General features: G+C 38.2%; 26 protein-coding genes. 11 read left to right on the forward strand and 15 right to left on the reverse strand.

The features are described from left to right. Window positions 1-242 precede the first annotated feature (242 nt). The 11 genes from nqrM to H5119_RS09470 form a co-directional block, all read right to left on the reverse strand. Window positions 243-455: a (Na+)-NQR maturation NqrM gene (nqrM, locus tag H5119_RS09420; RefSeq protein ID WP_007376137.1), complete on the reverse strand. Its 213-nt coding sequence runs from the start codon at window positions 453-455 to the stop codon at window positions 243-245. 102 nt (window positions 456-557) lie between these two features. Further along, window positions 558-1,589: an FAD:protein FMN transferase gene (locus H5119_RS09425; RefSeq protein WP_182702044.1), complete on the reverse strand. Its 1,032-nt coding sequence runs from the start codon at window positions 1,587-1,589 to the stop codon at window positions 558-560. A 107-nt stretch (window positions 1,590-1,696) separates the two neighbouring features. Continuing rightward, window positions 1,697-2,926, reverse strand: coding sequence for an NADH:ubiquinone reductase (Na(+)-transporting) subunit F (gene nqrF, locus H5119_RS09430; protein WP_096793557.1), 1,230 nt, complete (start codon window positions 2,924-2,926; stop codon window positions 1,697-1,699). A gap of 18 nt (window positions 2,927-2,944) precedes the next feature. Next, window positions 2,945-3,553 (reverse strand): NADH:ubiquinone reductase (Na(+)-transporting) subunit E, encoded by a 609-nt coding sequence (nqrE, locus tag H5119_RS09435; RefSeq protein WP_007376134.1) that lies wholly within the window; start codon window positions 3,551-3,553, stop codon window positions 2,945-2,947. A 10-nt stretch (window positions 3,554-3,563) separates the two neighbouring features. Further along, window positions 3,564-4,196: an NADH:ubiquinone reductase (Na(+)-transporting) subunit D gene (locus H5119_RS09440; protein WP_077535711.1), complete on the reverse strand. Its 633-nt coding sequence runs from the start codon at window positions 4,194-4,196 to the stop codon at window positions 3,564-3,566. Further along, window positions 4,196-4,948 (reverse strand): Na(+)-translocating NADH-quinone reductase subunit C, encoded by a 753-nt coding sequence (locus H5119_RS09445; protein WP_077535712.1) that lies wholly within the window; start codon window positions 4,946-4,948, stop codon window positions 4,196-4,198. The genes H5119_RS09440 and H5119_RS09445 overlap by 1 nt, the downstream gene beginning before the upstream one ends. Next, window positions 4,941-6,143, reverse strand: a complete 1,203-nt coding sequence (locus H5119_RS09450; RefSeq protein ID WP_007376131.1) for an NADH:ubiquinone reductase (Na(+)-transporting) subunit B — start codon at window positions 6,141-6,143, stop codon at window positions 4,941-4,943. Before H5119_RS09450 ends, H5119_RS09445 begins: the two co-directional genes overlap by 8 nt. A 4-nt stretch (window positions 6,144-6,147) precedes the next feature. Next, window positions 6,148-7,491 carry a Na(+)-translocating NADH-quinone reductase subunit A gene (locus tag H5119_RS09455; protein ID WP_182702045.1) on the reverse strand — a complete coding sequence of 448 codons (1,344 nt, stop codon included), beginning with the start codon at window positions 7,489-7,491 and terminating at the stop codon, window positions 6,148-6,150. Window positions 7,492-7,865: 374 nt separating this feature from the next. Next, the gene (gene fabV / locus H5119_RS09460; protein WP_182702046.1) at window positions 7,866-9,059 is read right to left on the reverse strand and encodes an enoyl-ACP reductase FabV; all 1,194 of its coding nucleotides are present in this window, start codon (window positions 9,057-9,059) and stop codon (window positions 7,866-7,868) included. A 110-nt stretch (window positions 9,060-9,169) separates the two neighbouring features. Beyond that, a complete protein-coding gene (locus H5119_RS09465) occupies window positions 9,170-9,481 on the reverse strand; it encodes a BolA family transcriptional regulator (protein WP_182702047.1) in 312 nt (103 codons plus the stop codon). Window positions 9,482-9,544: 63 nt separating this feature from the next. Beyond that, window positions 9,545-10,153, reverse strand: coding sequence for an alpha-ketoglutarate-dependent dioxygenase AlkB (locus tag H5119_RS09470; RefSeq protein ID WP_182702048.1), 609 nt, complete (start codon window positions 10,151-10,153; stop codon window positions 9,545-9,547). 41 nt (window positions 10,154-10,194) lie between these two features. Here H5119_RS09470 and H5119_RS09475 point away from each other — a divergent pair, with 41 nt between their 5' ends. Genes H5119_RS09475 through H5119_RS09490 form a run of 4 tightly spaced genes read left to right on the forward strand, consistent with a single transcriptional unit; the run spans window position 10,195 to window position 13,943 of the window. Then, window positions 10,195-11,328: a methyltransferase gene (locus H5119_RS09475; protein WP_182702049.1), complete on the forward strand. Its 1,134-nt coding sequence runs from the start codon at window positions 10,195-10,197 to the stop codon at window positions 11,326-11,328. A 7-nt stretch (window positions 11,329-11,335) separates the two neighbouring features. Continuing rightward, window positions 11,336-11,890 carry a YajG family lipoprotein gene (locus H5119_RS09480; RefSeq protein ID WP_077535718.1) on the forward strand — a complete coding sequence of 185 codons (555 nt, stop codon included), beginning with the start codon at window positions 11,336-11,338 and terminating at the stop codon, window positions 11,888-11,890. A gap of 2 nt (window positions 11,891-11,892) precedes the next feature. Beyond that, window positions 11,893-12,513 carry a peptidylprolyl isomerase gene (locus H5119_RS09485; RefSeq protein WP_077535719.1) on the forward strand — a complete coding sequence of 207 codons (621 nt, stop codon included), beginning with the start codon at window positions 11,893-11,895 and terminating at the stop codon, window positions 12,511-12,513. Between the two features lie 50 nt (window positions 12,514-12,563). Next, window positions 12,564-13,943: an AmpG family muropeptide MFS transporter gene (locus tag H5119_RS09490; RefSeq protein ID WP_182702050.1), complete on the forward strand. Its 1,380-nt coding sequence runs from the start codon at window positions 12,564-12,566 to the stop codon at window positions 13,941-13,943. Between the two features lie 79 nt (window positions 13,944-14,022). On the opposite strand, the gene H5119_RS09495 is transcribed toward H5119_RS09490, so the two are convergent. Next, a complete protein-coding gene (locus H5119_RS09495) occupies window positions 14,023-14,262 on the reverse strand; it encodes a helix-turn-helix transcriptional regulator (RefSeq protein ID WP_077535721.1) in 240 nt (79 codons plus the stop codon). Between the two features lie 450 nt (window positions 14,263-14,712). Here H5119_RS09495 and H5119_RS09500 point away from each other — a divergent pair, with 450 nt between their 5' ends. Continuing rightward, entirely contained in the window at window positions 14,713-14,901 is a 189-nt protein-coding gene (locus H5119_RS09500) for a hypothetical protein (RefSeq protein ID WP_077535722.1), read from the forward strand. 49 nt (window positions 14,902-14,950) lie between these two features. Here the strand turns inward: H5119_RS09500 and erpA are convergent, their stop codons facing one another. The 3 genes from erpA to H5119_RS09515 all read right to left on the reverse strand — a co-directional run bounded on the left by erpA (window position 14,951) and on the right by H5119_RS09515 (window position 17,678). Then, window positions 14,951-15,289 (reverse strand): iron-sulfur cluster insertion protein ErpA, encoded by a 339-nt coding sequence (gene erpA, locus H5119_RS09505; protein WP_077535723.1) that lies wholly within the window; start codon window positions 15,287-15,289, stop codon window positions 14,951-14,953. A gap of 414 nt (window positions 15,290-15,703) precedes the next feature. Continuing rightward, window positions 15,704-16,480 carry an ABC transporter substrate-binding protein gene (locus H5119_RS09510; protein WP_182702051.1) on the reverse strand — a complete coding sequence of 259 codons (777 nt, stop codon included), beginning with the start codon at window positions 16,478-16,480 and terminating at the stop codon, window positions 15,704-15,706. A gap of 10 nt (window positions 16,481-16,490) precedes the next feature. Then, window positions 16,491-17,678 carry a porin gene (locus H5119_RS09515; protein ID WP_182702052.1) on the reverse strand — a complete coding sequence of 396 codons (1,188 nt, stop codon included), beginning with the start codon at window positions 17,676-17,678 and terminating at the stop codon, window positions 16,491-16,493. 96 nt (window positions 17,679-17,774) lie between these two features. On the opposite strand from H5119_RS09515, the gene H5119_RS09520 reads away from it, so the two are divergent. The 6 genes from H5119_RS09520 to H5119_RS09545 all read left to right on the forward strand — a co-directional run bounded on the left by H5119_RS09520 (window position 17,775) and on the right by H5119_RS09545 (window position 26,433). Then, a complete protein-coding gene (locus H5119_RS09520) occupies window positions 17,775-19,655 on the forward strand; it encodes a methyl-accepting chemotaxis protein (RefSeq protein WP_182702053.1) in 1,881 nt (626 codons plus the stop codon). Between the two features lie 181 nt (window positions 19,656-19,836). Then, the gene (locus H5119_RS09525) at window positions 19,837-21,519 is read left to right on the forward strand and encodes a chloride channel protein (RefSeq protein WP_182702054.1); all 1,683 of its coding nucleotides are present in this window, start codon (window positions 19,837-19,839) and stop codon (window positions 21,517-21,519) included. Between the two features lie 15 nt (window positions 21,520-21,534). Then, on the forward strand, window positions 21,535-21,969 hold the full coding sequence (locus H5119_RS09530; protein ID WP_077535728.1) for a CopD family protein: 435 nt from the start codon (window positions 21,535-21,537) through the stop codon (window positions 21,967-21,969). Window positions 21,970-22,085: 116 nt separating this feature from the next. Beyond that, window positions 22,086-23,102 carry an aspartate carbamoyltransferase gene (locus tag H5119_RS09535; protein WP_077535729.1) on the forward strand — a complete coding sequence of 339 codons (1,017 nt, stop codon included), beginning with the start codon at window positions 22,086-22,088 and terminating at the stop codon, window positions 23,100-23,102. Between the two features lie 33 nt (window positions 23,103-23,135). Continuing rightward, window positions 23,136-24,416 carry a glutamate-1-semialdehyde 2,1-aminomutase gene (gene hemL, locus H5119_RS09540; protein WP_182702055.1) on the forward strand — a complete coding sequence of 427 codons (1,281 nt, stop codon included), beginning with the start codon at window positions 23,136-23,138 and terminating at the stop codon, window positions 24,414-24,416. 175 nt (window positions 24,417-24,591) lie between these two features. After that, entirely contained in the window at window positions 24,592-26,433 is a 1,842-nt protein-coding gene (locus H5119_RS09545) for a methyl-accepting chemotaxis protein (RefSeq protein WP_182702056.1), read from the forward strand. Window positions 26,434-26,748: the final 315 nt, after the last annotated feature.

The raw sequence follows: 26,748 nt of genomic DNA on the forward strand, positions 1-26,748 counted from the left end.
TAAGCGAGGCTAACTTTGCCTCAAACTTATGACAAGAGCCTTGCTCTGTGTCTATGGTTAAACTTTAGAGTGTTAGCTCCAATTTTACAAACGAGAAAAATAAACCTAATAGGTGAAAAAAACTAAACTATAGACGTTTGTCTAATACATTAAGATTGGATTACTTTAAAAGCTATCGAGTCAAGCAGTTTTACAGACACAAAAAAAGCGCTATAAAGCGCTTTTTAATATTTAAGGCAGACTTAAATAATTTGATTTTCTTTCCAAGCTTGCTCTTTTGCTAAACGGTTTTTACGCTTATCACATGGATCATCGCAATCACAAGCTTTATCAATACCAACCGAGCCCAAACCACCACAGCTGCTTGCCATAGATTTTTTTTGCACGATCATACCAACGGCCATAGCCGACACTATCAAAATTAGTAAGCCAAAAGTAAGAAGAAAAAGTGACATTGCTTAGCCCCTATTGATCAGCAATAAATTAAGCTCAAAACATTTCTGAGCGACTGCAATTATATACCCAAATAACGTGGAAATAAACAAGCCCGCGCCTTACTATAAATAAGGTTTAAATGCAGGGCTTGAGTATGTTATTAAACCGTCTTTCGATTTAGCGATTAAATATACAGGTAAGTCATGCCCCTGAGCATAAGCTTGCGCTTTATCCATGCCCATAACGGTTAATGCTGTCGCTAAACCATCAGCTGTCATAGCACTTGGATGAAGCACGGTTACCGATACTAGGTCATGCTTAGTTGGCATTCCTGTTGTTGGGTCAATTAAATGAGTATAAATTTCACCATTCATCTCATAAAAAATCCGGTAATCACCTGACGTTGCAATACCATTAGTACCCGGCGTTAAAATACGGTGTACTTTACGCTCTCCAGGTTGTGCATCTGGTTGCTCTATAGCTATTACCCAATCTTTATTATTTGGCTTTTCGCCTGCAATTCGAAGCTCACCGCCAATTTCAACCATATAGTTGGTAATATTGTGGCTTTCTAATAATTGCGCCACCTTATCAATACCGTAGCCTTTAGCCGTTGCCGAAAACGATAGCTCTAAGCCAGCCACTTTTTTAGCTAAACCTTGAGCTGTTAGCGTAAGCTTATCAACGCCTATATTTTTAATCATACTTACTAACTCTTCATCGCTAGGACGATTAGTTGGCTTTTTATCTGGGCCAAACCCCCATAAATCGATTAATGGTCCCATCGTGACATCAAGTGTTTTGGTTGACTCACCTAACCGAATAGACTCAGATATAACAGCTCTAAAATCTTCACTAATCGGCATAACCTGATTTGCTGGTAATCTGTTGAATGTATTTATCTCAGAGTCTTCTATGTAAGTAGACATAGATTGATTAACATCTTTTAAAACAGCGTCTATTTGCGACTGTAATTGTGAGGCCGACAGCTGAGCTTGCTCGTCATAGTATTTAATATGATAAGTGGTCCCCATAGTTTTACCTTCTAAAAAGGTCTCTTTTGACTCTGGCTTTTCACCACAACCAGACAATAATAAAGTCAGTGTAATTAGCAAAAAGGCCATTATGCCTTGTGAAGTACGTACTCGATTCATAGCTGCTCTACTTAATGGATTAAAAAATTAAAGAATAAAAAAGCCTCGTAACACAAGTGCTACGAGGCTGGTATTTTAACCAAAACTAAACTGTTTTGGTATGAGTGTTAGCCACCGAAGTCATCTAGTAAGATATTTTCGTCTTCAACACCTAAATCTTTAAGCATAGTAATAACTGCCGCGTTCATCATTGGAGGACCACACATGTAGTACTCACAATCTTCCGGCGCTTCATGATCTTTAAGATAGTTCTCAAATAACACGTTATGGATAAAGCCAGTATAGCCTTCCCAGTTATCTTCAGGTTGTGGATCTGAAAGCGCTGTATGCCATACGAAGTTAGGATTCTCAGCGGCTAAGCCGTCAAAATCTTCTACGTAGAACATTTCACGTTCAGAACGTGCACCATACCAAAAGCTCATCTTACGTTTAGAGTTCAAACGTTTAAGTTGGTCAAAGATATGAGAACGCATTGGCGCCATACCAGCACCACCACCAACAAATACCATTTCTGCATCGGTGTCTTTAGCGAAAAACTCACCAAATGGACCTGAAATAGTTACTTTATCGCCAGCTGTAAGTGACCAAATGTACGAAGACATTTTACCACACGGCAAGCTAAGATTTCTTGGCGGCGGAGCAGCAATACGCACGTTAAGCATAATGATGCCTTCTTCTTCTGGGTAGTTAGCCATTGAGTAAGCACGAATAGTTTCTTCGTCTACTTTTGACTCCAGATCGAAGAAACCAAAGTGGTTCCAATCACCACGATATTCTTCAGGAACATCGAAATCTGCATATTTAACGTGATGAGGTGGCGCTTCGATTTGGATGTAACCACCCGCACGGAACGGTACTGACTCACCATCTGGAATTTGAAGCTTAAGTTCTTTAATGAACGTTGCTTTGTTATCGTTAGAGATAACTTCACAATCCCACTTCTTAACACCGAAAATTGACTCTTCAAGCTCAATTTCCATGTCGTTTTTAACATTTACCTGACACGCTAAACGACAGCCTTCACGGGCTTCGCCTTTAGATATGTGATCAAGCTCAGTTGGCAGGATATCGCCACCACCTTCTTTAATGTGTACACGACACTGGCCACAAGAGCCACCGCCACCACATGCAGATGATACAAATATACCTGACTCAGATAATGCACTTAAAAGCTTATTACCTGCTGATGTAGTAATGGCTTTATCTTTATCACCATTAATACCGATGATGATATCACCGCTTGCAACTAACTGAGATTTAGCACCAATGATGACTAAAACCAGTAGTACAACGATAGCGATAAAAACACCAACGCCTAAGAAAATCTGATAATCCATGATTTATCCTCGCTACCTTTACAGTGAAATACCAGAGAATGACATAAAGCCAAGTCCCATTAAACCAACAGTGATGAAGGTAATACCTAAACCACGTAAGCCGTCTGGCACGTCTGAATACTTCATTTTCTCACGGATACCTGCAAGTAATGTAATTGCAAGTGCCCAACCAACACCAGCGCCAATACCATAAACAACAGACTCACCGAAGTTATAGTTACGCTCAACCATGAAAGATACCGCACCAAAGATTGCACAGTTAACTGTGATCAATGGTAAAAAGATACCTAACGCGTTGTAAAGTACTGGGAAGAACTTATCTAATACCATTTCAAGAATTTGCACTAGCGCTGCAATAACGCCAATGAAAGTTAAGAAACGTAAAAAGCTAAGGTCTGCATCAGGATAACCAAGCCACGTAAGTGAGCCTGGTGCTAACACAGCATGGTAAACCAAGTTGTTAACAGGTACAGAAATACCTAAAACAACGATAACCGCTACACCTAGGCCAATTGAAGTAGTCACTTTTTTAGATACTGCTAAAAAAGTACACATGCCTAAGAAAAATGATAACGCTAAGTTTTCAATAAAAACGGCTTTTACAAATAAACTAATATAATGTTCCACTGTGTGCCCCTTACGCTTTAGCTTCTACTTGGTCTTTCTTATAAGTACGAAGTACCCATATGAATAAACCAATGATGAAGAATGCACTCGGTGGTAATATTAATAGACCCATAGGTTGATACCAACCGCCATCTTGTACTAATGGGATAATATCAACACCGAATAGTGTTCCTTTACCGAATAGCTCACGAATGAAACCAACAGTAAGTAAAACAACAGAGTAGCCTAAACCATTACCAATACCATCAAGGAATGACATAAGTGGTGGTGACTTCATCGCATATGCTTCAGCACGACCCATTACGATACAGTTAGTAATAATTAGACCAACAAATACTGAAAGCTCTTTAGCTGTAGCATAAGAAAACGCTTGCAATACTTGGTCAACAACAATTACTAATGATGCAATAATCGTCATTTGTACAATGATACGTACTGACGATGGGATCTGGTTACGAATAATCGAGATAAAGAAGCTAGAAAATGCAGTTACTAACGTCAATGCGATTGACATAATTAACGCATTTTTTAAGCTAGACGTTACCGCTAGCGCAGAACAAATACCCAGTACTTGTAGTGCGATTGGGTTGTTAGCTAAAACCGGACCAAATAGGACCGCCTTCATTTCTTTAGTATCAGCCATTATTTCAATGCTCCTTTACGTACTTTCGCAAGGAAAGGGCCAAAGCCATTTTCGCCAGTCCAAAAGTCAACTGCATGTTCAACACCGTTAGACGTTAATGTAGCACCTGAAAGACCATCGATCTTATGCTCATTGCCGTTAGCAGTACCTTTAACAATTTGAATTGGTAGCTCTTTGCCTTGCCACGTAGCAGTCCACTGTGGATTTTGGATTTCACCACCTAAGCCAGGCGTTTCATTATGTTTGTAGAAGATAATGTTTTTAACTGTTTCGCCATCGCTCTCAAGCGAGATAAAACCGTACATTAAGCCCCATAAGCCATAGCCCTGAATAGGAAGAATGATTGCATCAATAGAGCCATCTTCTTTTTTCGAGATATACACCGGTGACTCTTTAGTCACACGTTGAATACCAGCAATGTCTTTAACGCCTTTCTCTTTTAGAGAAACACTTAGCGCTGCATCGTATTTGCTTTTTTCAAAATCAAAGATTGTTGGGTCTGTGTCTACAAACTCACCTGTGGTCATATTTACAACGCGCGCTTCGATTTTAGCATTAAATGTATCAGATACATTCTCAACTTTATCTATGCCCGCAGCTGCTAAGATATTGCTTTGAATATCTTTATTTTTATTAGCTTGCTGTAAAGGACGAAGCTGTACAGAAGCAAACGATACAATGATTGCACACACTAAACATAGTGCTACAACAACTGCTAACGTTTTACCGATTGATTCGTTATTACTAGACATTACGTGCCAACCTCCGTTTGATATTAGCTTGCACTACAAAGTGATCGAACAGTGGAGCGAATAAGTTAGCAAATAAAATTGCTAGCATCATACCTTCTGGGAAAGCAGGATTCACAACACGGATAAGAACCACCATAAGACCAATTAGTAAACCGTATGCAAATTTACCTTTGTTAGTAAATGCAGCCGATACAGGGTCAGTAGCCATAAAGAACATACCAAACGCAAAACCACCAAGCACTAAATGCCAATACCAAGGCATTGCAAATACAGGGTTAGTCTCTGAGCCAACAGCATTTAATAAGAATGCCGTTGCTACCATACCTAGGAATACACCTAGTACGATACGCCAAGAAGCGATGCGAACGTAAATTAAGAATAAACCACCTACAAGTAATGCAAGTGTCGATGTCTCACCAACAGAACCTTGAATGAAACCGTAAAATGCATTCCACCATAATTCCATGTTTGAAAAATCAAGTGTGCCAACAAAAGCTTGGCCTAGCATAGTCGCACCAGAGAAAGAATCTACTGCAGTCCATACTGTGTCACCCGAAATTTGCGCAGGGTATGCGAAGAATAAGAACGCACGACCAGCCAAAGCAGGGTTTAAGAAGTTACGACCAGTACCACCAAAAATTTCTTTAGCGATTACTACACCGAACGTGATACCTAGTGCAACTTGCCATAAAGGAATTGTTGCAGGTAAAATAAGTGCAAATAATACAGAAGTAACGAAGAAACCTTCATTAATTTCATGCTTACGCACAGAAGCAAAAATCACTTCCCAAAAACCACCTACAGCAAATGTGACAGCGTAAATTGGTAGGAAGAAACATGCTCCGTAGAACATTTTAGCGCCCCAGCCTGCATTAGCGGTTAATTCACCACCAAAGAACTGAAACAGACCAACCTGCCACGAGTTTGCTAGTTCAAAACCTTGTGCTAAAGCACCTGCGGCCTGGTGACCGATGTTGAACATACCAAAAAACATAGCTGGGAACGTCGCCATCCACACTAAAATCATCATGCGTTTTAGGTCGATATTATCGCGTACGTGTGTCTTGCCTTTATTTACATAGCCTGGTGTATAAAAAATAGTTGCAGCTGCTTCATACAGTGCATAAAACTTTTCATATTTTCCACCGGCTTCAAAATTCGGCTCGATATCTTCTAGATATTTTTTTAAACCCATCTCTCTAGCCTTCCTTCTCGATCGTAGTTAAGCAATCGCGCAGGATAGAACCATACTCGTATTTGCCAGGACAAACGAAGGTACATAACGCTAAATCTTCTTCATCAAGTTCAAGCGCGCCTAATGAAATTGCACTGTCTAAGTCACGTGCAATTAAGTCACGTAATAATAGCGTAGGCAAAATATCTAACGGCATTACGCGCTCGTAGCTACCAATTGGTACCATGGCACGTTTTGAACCACCTGTAGACGTTGTCATTTTAAATAAACGACTCGGTGTGAGGTGAGAAAGGAATGTACGCGTTACAGAGAATTTATCACTACCTGGTGCAATCCAGCCAAATAGTTCTTTTTCGCGACCTTCAAGTAATACAGATACTTGGACGTGGTAACGACCTAAGAACGCATTAACACCGTTTGAAGTAGCACCAGATAAAACAGAACCAGAAATAACACGGTTATCACCGTCTTCTAATTCTCCAGCAACTAAATCATCCAATGAAGCACCTAATTGTGTTTTCACTAAACGTGGGTTTTTAACACGAGGACCTGCAAGCGAAACAACACGACTTGTGTAAATTTCACCCGTAAGGAATAAGTGACCATACGCAATAACGTCTTGGTAACCAATATGCCAAACTTGTTTACTAGCAGATACAGGGTCAAGATTGTGGATATGAGTGCCTACAAGGCCAGCCGGATGCACACCACCAAACTCATGTACTTCTACTTGAGCTATAGATGAGCTAGGAACTTGACTGCCAACTTGTTTACAAACAAATACTTTTCCATCAGTCAAACGCGATACAACGGCTAAACCCGCTTCAAATGCTTGCACATTATCAGCAATAACTACCGCAGGATCTGCAGCAAGAGGATTAGTGTCGATAGCGGTCACAAAAATAGAGCTAGGATTTGCATCCACAGCCGCAACTTTGCTGAATGGGCGAGCACGAAGTGCCGTCCACTGACCAGACTGGATAAGTACTTCTTTAGCTTTTTCACGATCTAAGCTCGTAAGCTCAGTGTCAGAGAAAGAGTCAAAGGTGATTTGCTCACTGCCGTCTACTTCAATAACAACAGATTGCAGCACACGTTTAGCACCACGATTTATTTCTTTTACAACACCAGAAGCTGGTGCGGTAAATAGGACGCCGGGGTTCTTTTTATCTTCAAAAAGTACCTGGCCTTTTTTAACTTGGTCATCCATACGGATATGCATGGTTGGACGCATACCAATAAACTCTTCACCTAGCACAGCTACACGTTTGACGGGAGAACCGTCGTGAATAACTTGCTGAGGTGCGCCCTCTATGGGTAAATCCAGACCTTTTTTTATGTTGATCATACGCACTTGCACTACATTAACGGAAAGAAACTGAAAAATCGTACCAACCACGTCGCCATTTGAGCTATCCCAAGTTATTTCAATGTATAAAAGAACAACTCGCTATGAATACTAAACAAGCAACGCGGTAAAAAACTCTTCACATATTGCCTTAATTTTAACATCATTGTGGGCGACTATGCGAGTCTAATTATGAAAATTATACGACAGAAACACTTATTTAGTTTTGTTATGTGTATTTAATAAAATTTAAGTTAGACCAAAGTGGTAGCTTAAGCAAAGAATGACATTTTTTAATCACAATTGTTCAAAAAAGCCCGCAAAACAAAAAAGTCGCACTAAGCGACTTTTTAATTACATATTTGAAAATATGGTTAATCAATCATATTTGCAATTGGTTTGACCGAATCCACATCTTGTTCGTAATCAACACCCTCAATACCAAAGCCAAATAAACGTAAAAATTCGCTATGGTAACCGACATAATCGGTTAACTCATCAATGCTGCTCGTATCTACTTTATCCCAAACAGCTTGAATACGTGCTTGCACATCATCTTCTAATTCTTTGTAGTTTTGAAATAAGTGGCCGCCGTCATCAAAGCGTGGGTTATCACCATATAAGTTTTCACTAAATAGTGCTTGGATCTGCTCAATTGTACCTTCGTAAGTACCATCTGCCTTCATTACTTTAAATAATGCTGAAATGTATAAAGGCATAATAGGAATAGCCGAGCTTGCTTGTGTTACCACAGCATTAAGTGATGATACATAGGCTTCGCCATTTAAATCCTTTGTTGACTCTTTAATAGCAGCCGTTGCACGGTCTAAATCTTCTTTAGCCTTACCAATAGTAGCGTGTCCGTATATTGGCCATGTTAGCTCTTTACCGATATAAGTGTACGCTGTGGTTTTAAAATTATCAGCTAACACATCAGCGGCTTTTAATGCGTCAATCCACATTTCCCAATCTTCACCGCCCATTACTTTAATGGTGTTATCGATATCGTCTTGATTTGCTGCTTCAACGGTAATTTCGTCAATTTCGCGTTTTGACGTATTCAAGTTTTTAGTGGTTACTGCATTACCTATTGGCTTAAGTGTAGATGAGAACACTTCGCCCGTATTTGGATCTGTACGACGAGGAGACGCTAGGCTGTAAATAATACAATCTACTTTACCCAAATCTGCTTTAATGGTGTCGATTGCTTTTTGCTTGATTTCGTTTGAAAACGCGTCACCATTAATATTTTTAGACCAAAGACCCGCTTCGTCTGCTGCTTCTTGAAATGCTGCCGTATTGTACCAACCAGCAGAACCTGTTTTACGTTCAGTACCTTCTTTTTCAAAGAAAATACCGAGTGTTTTAGCACCGCCACCAAATGCAGCTGTGATACGCGATGCCAAGCCGTAGCCTGTAGATGCGCCAATAACTAATACATTTTTTGGTGCGTTTTTTAACGCCCCTTGTTGTTTTACATAGTTAATCTGCTCTTGAACATGCTCGCTACATCCCGTTGGGTGTGCGTTGGTACAGATAAATCCACGAATTTTAGGCTTAATGACCATTGATGATCCTATATCTTTTACAATAAAAATTAGCGCTAGTTTAAAGGCTAATACTAAAAACACTGATCTGATCAGTTAATCACTAATCAAATGTCTTATAAAACGATTACTTAGCTAGATTTAGAACCGCCCATACAATTAGGCGAATCAGGCGCTTCGCCGCCCTGTTCGGTATACTCATCCGGTGTATAAGTATGGATAGCGAGTGCGTGAATATGATTTGCTAACTCATCTTTTAATATTTCATTAATTTCACGATGGCGTTGTAACAGGCGTTTGCCGGCAAATTCTTCACTTACCACAATAACTTTAAAATGTGACTCAGTGCCTTTGCCGTGCATGTGGCTTTCATTAATTACATTTAAATGCTTACAGGCAATTGCGCTGCTGATTTTTTCTTGAATTTGTTGCTGCATTGACATAAAAACCATTTTTGTAGTTAAGTTATATTGTTATCATAACAACTAGCCAAGCCTATTGGCTAACTAAAATTGAGCTTGTTTGATTTGCTTTATGTATCTGAACGTTAAGCTAATTCGTGGGTGAGCTAATGTAGTTTGCTTTGGGATTGCATGTTGATAATCGCGTTGACTGTCGCCATTCATGACTAAACAGCTGCCACTTTGTAACTTTAAGTCGGTTACTTTGTTTGTCGATTTTTGTTTAAGCTTTAAAACACGCTCTGCCCCAAGCGATATACACACGATAGTAGGTTGATGGCCCAGTTCTATTTCGTCGTCACTGTGCCAGCCCATAGTATCGTTACCATCTCGATAATAATTAACCAATAAAGAATTCAATGGCTGATTTAAATGTTTTTCTAAGCGCTTACGCATTGCGAATAAAATATCAGGCCAAGGCTCTACTATTAATTTGCTATGGGAATACCCATATTCAAAATTATGCTCGCTAATAAAGCATTGCAGCCGAGGAATTGGGCCTGTTTTTGAATAGACAGTGACGTCGGGTTGCTGCCAAGTTAGATTTTTTTGCAAATAATAAAATAAATCGAGGCTTTTTTGCGCGCTAAGTGCCCTACTTTGATAAGAAAAGCCATTTGGTAACTGTTGGGGGTTGGCGTTTTGCCGTTGCATGTTAGAATTTACCTACATTAGTTTACTGATCAAATACCATTATGACGACACAAGCCCAGCTAGGCGATAAAACATTTACTCTTGAACGCTTTCCTTTGGATCAAAAAAACCGCAGTTTACAAGCGTGGGATTCAGCCGATGAGTACCTTATCAATTATGTTAACGAACATCACCCAGATTGTCGCTCACTGCTTATTTTAAACGATAGCTTTGGCGCACTTGCTTGTAGTTTTAATCAATTAACGGTTTGTTCAGTTAACGATTCTTATATTAGCCATCAAGCTGTAGCGTATAACTTACAAATAAACAAACTATCTACGGCGCAGTTTAGCCAAATAGATAGTCTGTCTGCATTGCCTGACAACATAGATTTAGTGCTAATAAAAATACCGCGTAACGTAGGATTTTTGCAATTTCAACTAAGTGAACTAAGCGAAATACTTGCACCTGGTACACCGGTAATTGCAGCAGGTAAAACAAAAGAAATTCATAATTCAACAATAAAATCGTTTGAGCAATTTATTGGTGAAACAAAAACAAGTTTAGCGGTTAAAAAATCACGCCTTATACTAAGCACGGCAAAAGGTGGGTATAAAGCAGCTGATTTCCCTATTACTTGGCCACTTGAAGGCACTGAATTTAATATAACGAATCATGCAAATGTATTTTCACGCGACTCATTAGATATAGGTGCTCGATTCTTTTTTAATTATTTACCAGAAACTAAAAAAGAAACCAGCATAATCGATTTAGGCTGTGGCAATGGCGTTGTAGGTGTTATGGCGCTTGCTCGTTGCCCTAAAGCATCTGTTACCTTTGTTGATGAGTCATACATGGCGGTTGAGTCTGCACGTTTAAATGTAGAACAAAACATGCCTGAACAATTTGATAACTGCCAATTTATTGAAAACGATTGTTTAACTGACTTCACTCAAGACAGCGTAGATATGGTGCTTTGTAACCCTCCATTTCATCAAGCACAAGCGGTAACAGATCATATTGCATGGCAAATGTTTAAACAGGCTAAAGAGACTCTAAAGCAAGGCGGTGAATTACGTATTATCGGTAATCGTCATTTAGACTACCACGATAAACTAAATCGTATGTTTGGTAACTGTAAACTACTAGGCTCGAATAAGAAGTTTGTAGTGCTTAGCGCAACTAAAAACTATTAGGAACGTAATGATTAAAACTATTTTTAGCCTATGTGCGCTACTTATATTAGCTGGTTGTGCTAATCAGCCCAATCAAGTGATCCTTAACCCTATTTATAAAAGCGGGCAAGTAAGTACAATAAATAGTAGCTTAAGTACTAGCGTAATTGATTTACGAGGTGATACTTCAACGCTTAAGCTTATTGAATCTGATAAAACAAAAACGTTTGCCAGCCAAGGGATTACACAGTCAGTTAAAAGTATTTTAGATAGCGCGCTTAGCCGAAATGGTGCAAGTATTTCAAACCTAGCGACTGTACGTTTTGAAGTAGATATTCATGCACTGCAAGCTGTGGTAACCGAAAAACTAGTCAGCCATACCAGTGAAGCTCAGATAGAGCTTGGTGTTCGTGTTATTCGCGCTTCAAGCAATTTTAGTAAGGTGTACCGAGGGAGTGCTAATTTAGAAGGCCCATTTAGTCACGATCGAGCAAAAATAGAAGGTCAACTTAATAAGTTGACTGAGCAAATGATTACTCGCATTGTGTCTGATCCTGAATTAATAGAATTTTTAGAAGGTTAATTATGAAACGATTTTTTCTAGTCGGCTTAAGCCTATTTTTTAGTATTAACAGCTTAGCGGCACAAGAAGGCCGCTTTGTGCAAAAAGATAATATTTTTCCGCGCGTCGAAATCGTAACCTCAATGGGCAGTATAATTGTCGAGCTTGATCGCTCAAGAGCGCCCATTACAGTTAATAATTTTTTAACCTATGTGTCGGATAAAAGCTACCAAGGAAGTGTTTTTCATCGAATTGAGCGCGATATAGAGAATGAGCGCGATTTTGTTATTCAAGGTGGTGGCTACGACAAAGATTACGATGGCTTACATGAAAACGATCCTATTTTTAACGAAAGTGGCAATGGCTTAAAAAACGATATGTACAGCATTGCTATGGCATACCAAGACAGAGAACCACACTCGGGAACCCGCCAATTCTTTTTCAATATGGATAATAACGATCATCTAAATCCAAACAAAGATTGGGGTTTCGCTGTTTTTGGTAACGTAATGGATGGCTACGACACACTTGATAAAATTATGACTGTAGAAACAGGATTCAACGAAAAAATTGGTTATGACTTTGTACCAAAAACACCGGTTGTTATTTTAAATATTAAATTACTTGAGCAAACACCATTATAAATTTTTTAAGAGCAGCCTAGCTGCTCTGCATCTAAGCCAATGAAGGCCCTATGAGCAAAACTCTCTCAATCAGCGAATACTTCTCTTATTTTAAAGATAAACGCTTAATCAATATTTTTATATTTGGTATGAGTAGTGGTTTTCCTTGGGTGTTAATTGGCTCAGTGCTGTCGGCATGGTTAAAGGATGAAGGCCTAAGTCGCAGTATGATTGGCCTATTTGGCATTGTATTTGGCGCTTACAGTATAAACTTTTTATGGTCGCCACTCATTGACCGAACCAAACTCCCTATTTTGTATAAATGGTTAGGCCAACGCCGCAGCTGGATACTATTGTGCCAAAGTTTTATTTTAATAGGTACACTGCTATTAGCTGGACTCGATCTTAAAGCAAATTTAGCAATGGTTGCTGCAATTTGTTTGTTGATCGCAATTGCCTCTGCAACGCAAGATATTGCAATTGATGCATTTAGAATAGACACACTCAGTGAAAACGAATCTCATAAAGCCACCGCAGCAGCCGCAATGGCCACATCAGGTTGGTGGACTGGCTATGCGCTTTTAGGTGCAATTCCGTTTTATATGGCGGATATTCCTTCTCTTGATTGGCCACAAATTTACTATTTTCTAGCCGCTGTAATGTTACTGTTAATGAGTGGTGTACTGTTCGCAAAAGAGCCAAAATCAAACAGAGAAGCAGTACACGCTGAGCTTGAGCGCGTATACCTTGAAAAACTATCATCAACAAAACAAACTCCTTTTACAAGAACCATCGCTTGGCTTGCTGTCACAGTTATAGATCCGTTTAGAGCGTTTTTTACTAAAAATGGCGTTAAAACAGCACTCGCACTATTGGCCTTTATTTTCTTATTTAAAATAGGTGAGGCATTTTTGGGCCGCATGTCTATTGTGTTTTATAAAGAAATTGGCTTTAGTAATAGCGATATTGCTACATTTTCAAAAGTAGGCACAGCCGTACTGACTATTATATTTACCTTTGTTGGCAGCTTATTTAATCAAAAATATGGCATTGTTAAAGGTTTATTTATAAGTGGTATTGCGATGGCGGCATCAAATTTAGCATTTTCGTGGATTGCGTTAGTTGGTCCCGATTTAAGATTGTATGCCTTTGCTATAGTTATTGATGGTTTTACACAAGCATGGTCGCTAGTGGCTATGGTAGCGTTTATTTCAATGCTATGTGATAGAGCATTTAGTGCAACACATTATGCGTTATTAGCATCATTAGGAAACTTAGGAAGGACATTACTTTCTAGCTACAGCGGTGTGGTAATTGATGATTGGTTAGCGGGTAATTGGTCACTGTTCTTTATTCTTACAGCGTTAATGGTTTTACCATCGCTGATATTTTTGTATTTAATTAGGCATAAGCTATATGAGCTTGAAAAGAATTACCATGAGAATAATTGAGGTATTTAATGCATCCCTGCATTAATTTATTGCTTAGAACATTTAAACGCCCCTTAAAACAAACTAAGCAACTTTATCGTTAATCAGCTTTAAGTAGACTTAATGCTTCATGCGGATCTGCTTCTAGTGCAGTACAATAACGAACAAATTCAATTACATCTAAACGGCGTTCTTGATTTTCAATTTTACCGATAAATGAATGAGGTGTACCAAGCACTTGTGCTAGGCTACGCATTGTATGGCCTTTTTCTTGGCGTTTGCTTTTAAGCCATTTTGTTAGCTTTGCGTTTTCTTCTGAAGAAACGGTCTTGCCCATCATTTTACATCTCCTACTCGATGATTTGACATACCCATAAAAGCGGTAGTCTATCAATAGCTGTAGGTAAGCAAGCAGCGATACTCAATGTTACTTCAATAGCAATAGAGCTAATTAAGCACGTGTTGCTACTTACTTTTACCCACACAGCTAAAACTACGCTAATAATGTGGTATAGGTTTGTTTTTAAAAGAATGAAATTTTGCCCGTCTCACTCTTGGATACATTATATACTATTAATACTTTCGTTGAATAATTAATTACATACTCGGTACAAGTTTGAGCATGCTCTAATATTTATAAAAGCTGAATATTCATCCTAAGTTATCAGAAAACATTAAAAAATTATATTTTTCGGCTAAACATTTTTTATAAATATTTATGATAAATTTATTTCATTTTACTGGTACAGGTTTATTATTAAGACATAATCAGCGCGACAAAGGTTAAATAATGTTCAGATTACTTTTTTTATTACCTATCATATTATGTTTAGGTTGGTACTTTTTTTTGCGCCATAACGGTGTGCCTATTAAGCAAGGTAAAAAAGGCTTTATGTATATTTTAGCTTTTTCTGTATTTGTACTTGGTTTTTTTATATTAATAATGCAAATAACTGAGTACGCCCCAAGCGATTTTTAGGCATTAAAAAAGCCGCAAAAGCGGCTTTTATTTCGACCTTAGCTCATGATTAAACGCTAAAGCTTGCACCACAACCACAGGTTGTTGTTGCATTTGGATTAGATACGAAAAAACGAGCACCTTCAAGGCCCTCAGTATAATCAACCTCGCCATCAACTAAATATTGAATGCTCATAGGATCAACCACTAAGGTGACACCATTTTTTACTATTTCTAAATCGCCTGGATTTGCTTTTTCATCAAAAGTAAAACCATATTGAAAACCTGAGCAACCTCCACCGGTTACATAAACACGTAGTTTAAGTTCAGGGTTTTCTTCTTCATCGATTAACTGCTTAACACGAACTGCAGCCGCATCGCTGAACTTAATTGGTAATTCGTCAGACATTTTAAACCCCTCAATATCGCAATGGCATGATTATCCAATACCCGAGTATTTTAATCAAGTATAGCCTTTACTTGCTAAGCACTTCTTATCCTTAAAGTAGGTAACTGTAAAAAATATCCCCCTCATTGCCACAAATACATCCGGTGTTATAAATACAACTGAAGAAATTTATATTAACGTACTAAGACTTTACTTAAAAGCACCAGAGAAGCCTATAGATACAATAAATATGGGGATTATTCAGCAACGTAAGCACTCCGGTATAACTATTGGTAGTGAAACATAATTAATAACTAAAAGTCGCTTAGAGTAAAGCTCAGTCAATAATAGAGTGTGAAATTATGTAAGAAAATTGCCTAGCTGAAATTGATAAGAACATAAAATGTTGAAATAACAAACGATAAACTATTTGATTTACTCAGTTACTGATTCATCTATCAGATCAAGCAAAGCCCTATTCATTCTTTTTATAAAATCGTCTTTATATGGAGAGGTAAATTCACGGCTAAAGCCTATGTGTGCAGTTCTGTGATTAATTTCATCTTTCTCTATAACCGTAATCGCTGCATATTGTGGGTAGGTTTTTTTTACGCTTTCTAGTTCATACTGTGTGGCTTTTCTATCGTTAACATAGCAGTCTATTTTATTAGTAAGTAATTTTATGACATTAGCTTCTGTGCTTTTATTTTCCCATAATTGAATACGCCCTTGTGCTATTGCCTTTTTATAACGTTCATCCAGCAGCAAATAACCTGCATTCATTCCTAAATGAACACGTTTATTAGTAGCCGAATTTAAATTTAACGTAGCTTTTAAATCAATATTTTTACGACAATAAGTCACCACAAACTCAGTGCCTAATGCGACCGAATATGATGAAATAAAAGGCCTTGAATCGTAATGTAAATACGGGGGAACTACCGCTATAACATCACCATTTTTTACGGTAAGCAGTGCTCTTTTCCAAGGCATCGGTATTATTTTAACGTCGTAATCTAGCTTTAGTTGATCGCCAGCACGTCTCAATAAATTAATATAAACCCCTTTTAATTCACCTCTTTCTAAATAGCTATATGGTGGATAATCATCGTCAGCTAATATAGTAACATCGACTTTGCTGTTGCTTGTAAATGTACATACAAACAGCAGTAAACTCATTGTCAGTGTTAAAGGTTCTTTTAGTATATGCATGTTTTTATTATTAATAGTTCCACGCTTGTGAGTAGTCGTAGCGAACCCCTACAGAGAATGAACTAAAATCAGCTAAATAATCAAAGTCTCGGTAAAGGTATTCAACATGTAAACGTAAATTTTCTGCTGGCAGCCATTCAAGAGTAAGGTTTGCGCCATTATAATTTTGCGTTTGAGCTGCTTGGTGGCCATCATCAAAGTCAAAATAACCCATTTTTACTTTATAATTTTTGCTAAGCGGGTAAGCCATTGACACATCAAGCGTATGTCCATTTCTATCTATACTTAAATCTCTATTATATTTTTTAGCCTGGTAGCCTAGGGCAAAGTAAAAACCGCTATCAAAAGAATAAGCTAAAGATCCGCCAACAATATTATTGTCACCCAATTCTTGTTCATTCTCATATATACCTTTGTTGGTATACGTTAAAGCAACATGCAAGTTATCTTTGTCGTAACTTACCCCGCCATTAATAAGGTCACTTTTATTATCGCCTTGTGTGCCATTAAACTGACTAACTAACATCCATGTAAAATCGCCTTGTTTAATCTGATAAGTAAGAAGGTTATCAACAAAAAAAATACTTTCCGGATCATATGCAAAAGGACTGTTGCCGTGATTAAAAATATCGACATATTCAGCAATAAACAAATATTGAGCTGGTCGCTGCTTTCCTAGTCCAACTTTGCCGTATGGGCTGTCTATTGCAGCATATACCTGTCGTGCATTACCAAAATTGCCGTTATTTGATAAATCAATGCCCCATTCACCGTGTAAGATGCCTTGCCATTGCTGATTAAATTCCACAGTCGACTTAATTCCAGCATGAGAAAGTGCATCTTTTACGTCCCATGACGCATCATTTCCCTCATCGATGTAGCCAAACGTTGGCCTAACTGTCGCGTATACTTTTATATCTTTTTTGGAAGGAATATTTTTAATGTTTTGATCTGTAGAAATAGATATCTGCTTTTGAGGCCATTTATCTTCTGAATTTTTCGCCCCCACCTTTTCAAGGACTTCAATTCTCTTATTGATCGTTTCATACTGGACGGATAAAGAACTTAAAGCAGACAATTGAGTACGAATATCCGCTAATTGCGACTTTAAATCCTGTAACTGATCTTGCTCATTTTGTGCCTGCACCAAAGGAGCGCATAATGCAGCAAACAAAAAACAAATACTTTTTTTTTGCATAAAAAGACTCAACTATTTAAACTTTTTTTAAGTGTAGACTATATTTATTTATGCATAATAAAAATAATTGCCTATTTAGCTAAAGAGTGAAACCTTATGAAAATTAGAACAAAGTTCTCAATCGCTTCCGGTATTGTAGTATTTATCGTCATTTCACTACTTGCAACAACAACATATCTACTCGTTCAACAAACGCTAAAAAAATCCACTACTGCTTATATACAAGATAATGCGTCGCTACTTTCACAAAGTATTGGCAATTGGCTTATCAGTAAATCAGCTCAGCTCAATGTTCTAAAAAAACACATTGAGTCAGACTTTTCGAAACAAAACTTTCAGTCTGGGTTAGAAAACCCAGCTTTTACAGACGATTTTTTATTAATGTTTGGCACATTAAATGACGAAAAAGAACTACGCTCAAATAATAAAAACAGAGTAAATCCGCCCGGTGTTGATTTCAAACAAAGGCCGTGGTTCAAGTTAGCTAAAGACAATGAAATGATTTCTTTTACCGCCCCTTACACTGATGCGGCAACCAATAAATTATTACTTTCGGCTGTAACCGCAATAAATAATGCAGATGGTTTTCAAGGCGTTATTGGAGGAGATCTCGGCTTAAGCGATATCGCTGATAGTGTTAATACCATAAACTTTAATGGTAATGGTTTTGCATTTGTTGTTGATGGCTCAGGTAAAATAATCACTCACCCTACAGCCAATTTAAGTAATAAGCAGACACAAGACATTTATCAACAATCCCCAAAACAGAGCAAGCAGATTTTAGAAATAGAACACGAAGGAAAAACTAAACTCTTATATTTTTACCCCATTGGTGATGAAATCGGTGTTAACTGGTCTGTAGCCATGTTATTGGATAAAGACAAAGTCTATGAATCACTTACCGTATTCACTATTCGCACATTTTTTATCGCTATCATTAGTATTACTTTTTGTGTTTTAGTATTTAGAACTTTAATTAAAATTTTGCTCAAACCACTTGACGAGTTAGAGCATGCTATTAGTGAAATTGCATCTGGGGGCGGAGATTTAACGCAGCGATTAAAAATAACCTCTGAGGATGAATGTGGTGTTGTTGCTAAAAGCTTTAATCGATTCTTATCATCCTTACAGGAGCTTGTAAGTGGTGTTATTAATAAAGCAAGTAATGTCGAAGAACAAAGTGCAGCTGCTAAATCCTTATCGACAGAATCAAGTAAGTCACTTAATGATCAATATTTATTAATTGATAGTTTAGCGACTGCTATTAATCAAATGAGTACGACATCTGCAGAAATAGCATCCAGCGCACAAGAAGCGGCAACGTCAGTCACCTCAGTTAATAATTCAACAAGCTCTAGCAAAACACTTTTTGAGAAGACAACCTCGGACATTACCGATTTGTCTAATTCTATCTCGAATTCACAAGAACTAAGCAACCAACTAGCAGAGCATAGCAATAGTATTGAGCAAATATTATCTGTTATTAATAACGTTGCAGAACAAACAAACTTACTTGCCTTAAATGCAGCGATTGAAGCAGCAAGAGCTGGTGAATACGGACGGGGGTTTGCAGTCGTTGCGGATGAAGTAAGAACACTCGCTTCAAGAACACAAAGTTCAACAACAGAAATTAAATTAATGATTGAGCAAATTCAGTTATTTTCATCTAAAGTTCAACAAGCAATGGAAAAAAGCAAAACGAAAGCCACGCTATGCGTTGAACAAACCGAAATAGCGAATCAATCACTCAATACCATTTCAATGTCTGTAAAAGATATTATGGATAGAAATTACCAAATAGCCGCCGCAATCGAAGAGCAAAGTACTGTTATTGAAGATATAAATAAAAGCACCATTGATATTAAAGATATTAGTGTGCAAGTTGATGAATACGCTAAGGAGCAATTTGAGACAAATACTAACTTAGCCGAAAACGTAAAAGATCAACAAAACTTACTTAAAAAGTTTATTGTTTAAGATATATTGATCTTTAAGGATTAAATTTAATCCTTAAAGATCATTTGATAAGCAATAACAGAGTTAACATACTGATTACCTTTTGCCACAAGAGGTCTTTGCACAAAACTCTAAAATCAAAAGGACTTAGTGATAAGCTTTTGCTAAACTGCACGCTGAAAATGCTTTGAGGAAATAATGCATGTGGCTTGAGCAGCTCAGGCGTCGGCTGGCAAAACCTAAAACATCTGTACAATTATGCTTATTAGGCGTAGTTGCCGGATTGATTGCTGCATTTTTTATTATTTTATTTCGTTTAACCATTCTATTTTTCCAAAGCCTATTTTTAGAAACGCCTGACGACTTTACTACCTTACCTACTCTTGAGCGCGTTTTAATGCCACTAATAGCGGCACTCTTAATCGCATGTTTTGCTGCATTTACTGGCTTTAAACATTACCGTTTAGGTATTCCCTTTGTTATTCATCGTATTAAACGTCATTACGGACAAATGCCACTCTATAATACTGTAAATCAGTTTGTTGGTGGCGCATTAGCCCTCATTAGTGGTTTTTCGGTCGGCCGAGAAGGTCCTTCTGTTCATATGGGTGCCACAGGCGCGAGTATTTTAGCTGATAAACTTCACTTACCTCATAATGCGATGAGGACTTTGAGCGGGTGTGGTGTTGCAGCTGGTATTGCTGCATCATTTAACACGCCTCTTGCTGCCGTTATTTTTGTAATGGAAGTCGTACTTAGGGAATATAAAGTCCATATATTTGTGCCTATTATGCTTGCTGCGGTGACAGGCGCACTAGCTACTCAGTTTGTATTTGGTGAAGGCTCTGAGCTGGCACTTATTACAATAGCGCCATTGAGTGGTTGGCATTATCCGTATTTAATATTATGTGGTATGGCACTCGGTGCAATTGCATTTAGCTTCAATCAAAATTTAATGTTAATTATTAAAACATTTAAACCTTTAAGCATGTTTCCTCGTTTACTGATTGCAGGATGTATTGCTAGCTTAATTGCATATGCAGTACCTCAAGCAATGGGCTCTGGTATGAGTGCGATTACCATTGCGGTTGAATCTCCTGATAACGTAAAATTACTCACCACTATTTTAATTGCTAAATTACTCGCTACGCTATTTGCAATTGGTTTGGGTATTCCCGGTGGGTTAATTGGCCCTGTGATTGGGCTTGGCGTATTAGTTGGAACTCTGATGGCTTTTTGTGCGCAATTTATTAGTCCTGGCACTGATATAGCGGGTACTTATGGTGTTTTGGGAATGGCTGGATTAATGGCCGCAACCCTGCATGCTCCTCTTGCAGCCTTAACAACGGTCATGGAGCTAACATCATCGCCTGAAATTATCGTACCGGCCATGCTTGTTATCACAACAGCCTATGTAACCGCATTACAGTTTTTTGGTAATCGCTCTATATTTTTACAGCAACTCGATTTTCAGGAGTTGCCGTATCATGTGTCTCCCGCTACAGAGGCCCTACAAAAAGTGGGCATAATGGACGATATGGATGAAGATTTTAAATTACTGTATTCAGACGATAAAGAGCAAATAAAAAACACCCTTGATGCAATGGACAGCCAAACGCCACTGATTGTATTTGATGAGGAAAATGGTTATAGACTTGCAGAATATGACTTAAGTTTAATGTCGGACCAAGCGATTAATTTAAACTACGTTAGCCTGCAAGGCATTAGTAGCCAAGCAACCTTAGCTGATGCATTCGATATATTAAAAGATAAAAGAAGTGGTGCATTGTACGTTTACAATCTTTTAGATAATCAACAAATTATGGGCCTATTACGCTGGGATCAAATTCATCATATTTTAACCATTCGTAACAGCTTACTTTAAACAATAAGGAATAGTATGAGCGCATTACTAATTTATAAGACCTTGCATGTATTTTTTATGATTGCGTGGTTTGCTGGTATTTTTTATTTACCTAGATTATTTGTCTACCACGCAATGAGCGAAGAAAAATCGTGCAACTCTATGCTTAAAGTAATGGAGCGTAGACTACTTTATTTTGTGACTCCATTCGCTGTTTTAACAGCTGTATTTGGCGTTTTAACCATTGTTGAATATGGCCGTGACTGGTTTAGATACAGTATGTGGTTACATTACAAACTCGTACTGGTGATTATTTTATATATATACCACGGTTACTGTTTTAAGTTATTAAGCGATTTTAAGCATGATCGAAATACTAAAACCGACCGATTTTATCGAATTTTTAACGAGCTACCGGTTATTGCGCTACTCATAATAGTGGCATTAGCCGTGATAAAGCCAAGCTTGTAAAATTGTTATTGCGCTCTAATGAGCACAAGTAACATTTTAACTTTGTTATAATATGCGCGATTGCGTGCCCCATTTTATGGATTATCGTGCCCTTTTGAAAAACTAGGAATAACCCCATGTTAAGTTTCCAAGGTGAAAACATACTCTCTGTTAGTCAACTAGACAGAGACTGCATTGAACGCATTTTTGCAGTTGCTAAAAAAATGGAGCCTTACGCTAAAAAGCAAAAGCGTACCAACGTACTTGAAGGTGCTATTTTAGCTAACTTGTTTTTTGAACCAAGCACACGTACACGTGTAAGCTTTGGTACAGCGTTTAACTTACTCGGTGGTTTAGTTCGCGAAACAACAGGTATGCAAAGCTCTGCGCTTGCTAAAGGTGAATCTCTATACGACACAGCACGTGTTATTTCAGCCTATGCAGATGCCGTTGCTATGCGCCACCCAGACTCGGGGTCAGTCAGCGAATTTGCTACGGGCTGCAGCGTACCGGTAATTAATGGCGGAGATGGTCCAAATGAGCACCCAACTCAAGCATTACTTGATTTACTTACAATCGAACGAGAACTCAGCAGGTTTGATCAAAATATCGATGGTATGCACATAGCCTTAGTAGGCGATTTAAAATACGGCCGTACCGTACACTCGCTTTCAAAACTGTTGTGCCATTATAAAAACATAAAATTTTCGATGGTTGCTCCTGATGGCTTACAAATGCCTGATTACATTTTAGATGCAGTGGATAACGCGGGTCATAAAATTGAACTAGTAAATAAAATGGAAGGTAATTTAGCCGCCGATATCGTTTACCAAACACGTATTCAAGAAGAGCGTTTCCCTTCTCAAGAAGAAGCAAATAAATACCGTGGTGGATTTAGAATTAGCCAATCAATTTACAGTGCACACTGTAAACCTAACTCTGTACTTATGCATCCTCTGCCGCGCGATAGTCGCATTGAAGCCAATGAGCTCGATAACGACTTAAACACTAACGACAATTTAGCTATATTTCGCCAAGTACAAAATGGCGTATTAATTCGTATGGCACTGTTTGCTTTAACACTCGGCGTAGAAAATAAAGTCGAGAAGTATGAAGTAGACGTACCTTGGTTTAGCCGCAAACGCGATAGCTAACCCCCTTTCAAGTGACAATTTATAGGATTTTTCATGACAATTAGCCAAGACTTATTTGAACGCGCTCAAGCCTCGATTCCAGGTGGCGTAAATTCGCCAGTTCGTGCTTTTAATGGTGTAGGCGGTACGCCGCTATTTATTACTAAAGCAGAAGGTGCGTTTACATTTGACGCCGACGGTAATCGTTATATTGATTATGTGGGCTCTTGGGGTCCAATGATCATGGGCCATAACCACCCAGCCATAAAGCAAGCCGTTCATGAAGCGGTCGAAAACGGCCTTAGCTACGGTGCGCCCACTGAAGCCGAAATTTTAATGGCTGAAAAAGTAAAAGAACTAGTTCCATCAATCGAAAAAGTGCGTATGGTTAGCTCCGGTACTGAAGCGACAATGAGTGCAATTCGCTTAGCTCGTGGTTTTACGGGTCGCGACAAAATATTAAAATTTGAAGGATGTTACCACGGTCATGCTGACTCGTTATTGGTAAAAGCTGGCTCTGGCGCACTAACAATGGGCGTACCTAATTCACCAGGCATTCCTGAAGATTTTGCTAAGCATACGCTTACGGTATCATTTAATAACTTAGATGAAGTAAAAGCTATTTTTGCAAAATATGCAGACGAAATTGCCTGTATTATTGTAGAGCCAGTCGCCGGTAACATGAACTGCATTCCACCAGTACCAGGCTTTTTAGAAGGTTTGCGTGATGTCTGTAACGAATATAAATCGGTGCTTATTTTTGATGAAGTAATGACAGGTTTTCGTGTTGCACTGGGTGGTGCACAAGCCTATTACAACATTAAACCAGACCTTACATGTTTAGGTAAAGTAATTGGCGGCGGCATGCCAGTTGGCGCGTTTGGTGGTAAAACAGAAATAATGGATTACATTGCACCTGTTGGCCCAGTATATCAAGCCGGTACACTTTCAGGTAACCCTATTGCGATGGCAGCAGGTTTAAAATCACTTGAGTTATTAAGTGAACCTGGCCTGCACGATAAATTAGAAGCTATTTCTAAAGCGCTTTGTGAAGGCTTTGAAGCTGGCGCTAAAAAAGCAGGCATAGCGCTAACAACCAATTACGCAGGTGGCATGTATGGCTTCTTTTTTACTGACGCTGAAAAAGTAACAACCTATAAACAAGCTACTGAGTGCGACCTAGAACGCTTTAAACGTTTTTTCCACCTTATGCTTGAAGAAGGTGTTTACCTAGCGCCATCAGCTTTTGAGGCGGGTTTTGTATGCGCTGCACACACTGAGCAAGAAGTACAAGAAACAATAGCGGCAGCTGAACGCTCATTTGCTAAGCTTTAATATTAAAATTATTTTTTAGAGTTTTAACCACTTGTTTTTGCAGCATGTAATTAAGACTAAAGATTGAAAAAAGCCCGAAAGGGCTTTTTTTATTTGTAAAGTACTATAAATGAATGATAATTGAGTTAATCAAGGTCTACTTATCTCATCCATTACAAAATAACAAGAGAGTCTTATGTCAGGATTACGACAATTTGCAGCGCCTGCAATTAAACTAATGGCTAATTTAAAATATAAAACAAAAATAAGCCTGATGTTTGGCATACTATTACTTCCTCTTGCATTGAGTTTGTTTTTTTTGGTCTCCTTACTAAGCGATAGTATTAACGTCTCAAAATTGCAGCAGCAAGGCTTAAAAGGCTACCGTGCGATTCTTAGTAATCAAATCCAAGGAACAAATGAGAAAAACATCGCTATTGCACAAAAATTAGGATTTATAGTAAAAAATAATCAAGCTGATGATGTGCTCGAGCTTGTTTCAATTCAGTCTAACTTAGCGCTCGACAGCCAACTTGCCAGTTCTTATGTTAATCGTGCTTTAGTGACGCCCATTCCAGCATTAATAATGCAAATAAATTTAACAGCAGCAAGTGCAAATACAGTAATTAATAATAACCAGTTTACACCAGATACTTTTATAGCACTTTCAAACTTAAATAAGTCATTACCACTGTATGAAAAGCAATTAGATAAGACATTAAGTGTAGCAACCGCTTCAGAAAAATCAGTTGATAGAATATTGGCACCAGCTTTAAATCAGTTACAAAGCGCTGTATATGCATTTAAAAATGCAATAGATAAAAAACTGCTTGAACCAGATGATCTAGAACTAAACAAAGGTGAATTTACGCAGCTCACAAATGATGTTCATAATAGTATTAATGCATTAATTGATAAAAGTATTCCAACATTAGAGTCCTTAGTAAGTGACAAACTACAAATTCAACAATGGACTCGTGATATCGTATTAGCCGCATCGGTTATAAGCCTACTTTTTGCCTTTTACTTAATGATTGGTTTTTATTTTGCTGTCGTAGATACAATTAACCGCTTTGCAGAAGCGGCAAATAGAGCAGCAAATGGCGACTTAAAAGCAACACTTGAATCAAATGGCAGTGATGAAATGAGTACGATTGCATTACAGTATAATGCCCTGCTTAATGCATTTTCTCATTTATTATCAAATGTAAAAACAAGTACGGTAGAGCTTTGTAGTGCGACTAAATCATTATCGCAAGCCAGTAGCCAAACTAGTGATGATGTTAGCAAACAACAAACCCGTGTAAACGCTATCCACAGCGCATTAAGCGATATGGCTCAAAGCGCACATACTGTTGAAGAGTCAGCGCATCAAGCAACACTCATAGCTCAAGACGCCGCAGCACACGTTAAACAAGGTTCAAGCAATACCATGGAACTTGCTAAATATATGCAAGATTTGCAAATTGAATTTGCAGAAAGCCAACAAGCTCTAGATAAACTGGCGCAAGATAGTCAAGAAATAAGTAAAGTAAGTAAAGGGATCAGCGAAATTGCAGATCAAACAAACCTACTAGCACTTAACGCCGCCATTGAAGCGGCAAGAGCCGGTGAATACGGACGAGGCTTTGCCGTTGTTGCAGATGAAGTAAGAACGCTTGCTCAGCGAACACAAACTCAGACTCAAGAAATTCATCAAATTATTACCTCTTTACAGCAAGCATCTGACGACACACAACAGAAAATGCGTTCGAGCGTAGACAAAATGGAACAATCAGTAAAAGCGGCCACTGAGACCAATACGGCATTACAAAGCGCCGAACAAAGCATGGGCAACATAAAACACCAAGGTGAAGTGATCTCTGAGCGTGTTAAGCAGCAGTCAAATGCGACAACACAGGCACTTAGAGACTCACAAGAAGTAAGTAATTTAGCGGATCAAACATTAAACTCGGCTCAATCAACTTTACAAGATGCACAACAGTTAAGTCGCCTATCGAACGACTTAACAAAATCAATGGGCTTCTTTAAATCTTAATTAAAATTGATTGCAATGAAAAAATAACGACTACTATTGGGCTAAGATTTACTCGCACCCTGAGCTCTGGATAATAAATTCACTGAAAATATCTGACTAGAGAAAAATAAATTTAAATATCTTTGTAGTTCAATATGTAGTAAATCTCTTAACCAGAGTTCAGGGGGAGTTAAGCGTACTTTATTAGTTGCTATAACAGACATTGATCAGACCAATTTCAAAAATTTCGATTTAATTTAAACGCTTAATTCTCTTTAATTTGATAAAATAACATCTCAACTTTGAGGTGTATATGAATCTAAAAATCAAACGGTT

The sequence above is a fragment of the Pseudoalteromonas sp. SG45-5 genome (genome assembly GCF_014164085.1).
Lineage (GTDB): Bacteria > Pseudomonadota > Gammaproteobacteria > Enterobacterales > Alteromonadaceae > Pseudoalteromonas > Pseudoalteromonas aliena.

Excerpts from the sequence above, each read along its gene's own strand:
- nqrM (WP_007376137.1), bottom strand. The coding sequence starts at position 455 with ATGTCACTTTTTCTTCTTACTTTTGGCTTACTAATTTTGATAGTGTCG.
- H5119_RS09425 (WP_182702044.1), bottom strand. The coding sequence starts at position 1,589 with ATGAATCGAGTACGTACTTCACAAGGCATAATGGCCTTTTTGCTAATT.
- nqrF (WP_096793557.1), bottom strand. The coding sequence starts at position 2,926 with ATGGATTATCAGATTTTCTTAGGCGTTGGTGTTTTTATCGCTATCGTT.
- H5119_RS09440 (WP_077535711.1), bottom strand. The coding sequence starts at position 4,196 with ATGGCTGATACTAAAGAAATGAAGGCGGTCCTATTTGGTCCGGTTTTA.
- H5119_RS09445 (WP_077535712.1), bottom strand. The coding sequence starts at position 4,948 with ATGTCTAGTAATAACGAATCAATCGGTAAAACGTTAGCAGTTGTTGTA.
- H5119_RS09450 (WP_007376131.1), bottom strand. The coding sequence starts at position 6,143 with ATGGGTTTAAAAAAATATCTAGAAGATATCGAGCCGAATTTTGAAGCC.
- H5119_RS09455 (WP_182702045.1), bottom strand. The coding sequence starts at position 7,491 with ATGATCAACATAAAAAAAGGTCTGGATTTACCCATAGAGGGCGCACCT.
- fabV (WP_182702046.1), bottom strand. The coding sequence starts at position 9,059 with ATGGTCATTAAGCCTAAAATTCGTGGATTTATCTGTACCAACGCACAC.
- H5119_RS09465 (WP_182702047.1), bottom strand. The coding sequence starts at position 9,481 with ATGTCAATGCAGCAACAAATTCAAGAAAAAATCAGCAGCGCAATTGCC.
- H5119_RS09470 (WP_182702048.1), bottom strand. The coding sequence starts at position 10,153 with ATGCAACGGCAAAACGCCAACCCCCAACAGTTACCAAATGGCTTTTCT.
- H5119_RS09475 (WP_182702049.1), top strand. The coding sequence starts at position 10,195 with ATGACGACACAAGCCCAGCTAGGCGATAAAACATTTACTCTTGAACGC.
- H5119_RS09480 (WP_077535718.1), top strand. The coding sequence starts at position 11,336 with ATGATTAAAACTATTTTTAGCCTATGTGCGCTACTTATATTAGCTGGT.
- H5119_RS09485 (WP_077535719.1), top strand. The coding sequence starts at position 11,893 with ATGAAACGATTTTTTCTAGTCGGCTTAAGCCTATTTTTTAGTATTAAC.
- H5119_RS09490 (WP_182702050.1), top strand. The coding sequence starts at position 12,564 with ATGAGCAAAACTCTCTCAATCAGCGAATACTTCTCTTATTTTAAAGAT.
- H5119_RS09495 (WP_077535721.1), bottom strand. The coding sequence starts at position 14,262 with ATGATGGGCAAGACCGTTTCTTCAGAAGAAAACGCAAAGCTAACAAAA.
- H5119_RS09500 (WP_077535722.1), top strand. The coding sequence starts at position 14,713 with ATGTTCAGATTACTTTTTTTATTACCTATCATATTATGTTTAGGTTGG.
- erpA (WP_077535723.1), bottom strand. The coding sequence starts at position 15,289 with ATGTCTGACGAATTACCAATTAAGTTCAGCGATGCGGCTGCAGTTCGT.
- H5119_RS09510 (WP_182702051.1), bottom strand. The coding sequence starts at position 16,480 with ATGCATATACTAAAAGAACCTTTAACACTGACAATGAGTTTACTGCTG.
- H5119_RS09515 (WP_182702052.1), bottom strand. The coding sequence starts at position 17,678 with ATGCAAAAAAAAAGTATTTGTTTTTTGTTTGCTGCATTATGCGCTCCT.
- H5119_RS09520 (WP_182702053.1), top strand. The coding sequence starts at position 17,775 with ATGAAAATTAGAACAAAGTTCTCAATCGCTTCCGGTATTGTAGTATTT.
- H5119_RS09525 (WP_182702054.1), top strand. The coding sequence starts at position 19,837 with ATGTGGCTTGAGCAGCTCAGGCGTCGGCTGGCAAAACCTAAAACATCT.
- H5119_RS09530 (WP_077535728.1), top strand. The coding sequence starts at position 21,535 with ATGAGCGCATTACTAATTTATAAGACCTTGCATGTATTTTTTATGATT.
- H5119_RS09535 (WP_077535729.1), top strand. The coding sequence starts at position 22,086 with ATGTTAAGTTTCCAAGGTGAAAACATACTCTCTGTTAGTCAACTAGAC.
- hemL (WP_182702055.1), top strand. The coding sequence starts at position 23,136 with ATGACAATTAGCCAAGACTTATTTGAACGCGCTCAAGCCTCGATTCCA.
- H5119_RS09545 (WP_182702056.1), top strand. The coding sequence starts at position 24,592 with ATGTCAGGATTACGACAATTTGCAGCGCCTGCAATTAAACTAATGGCT.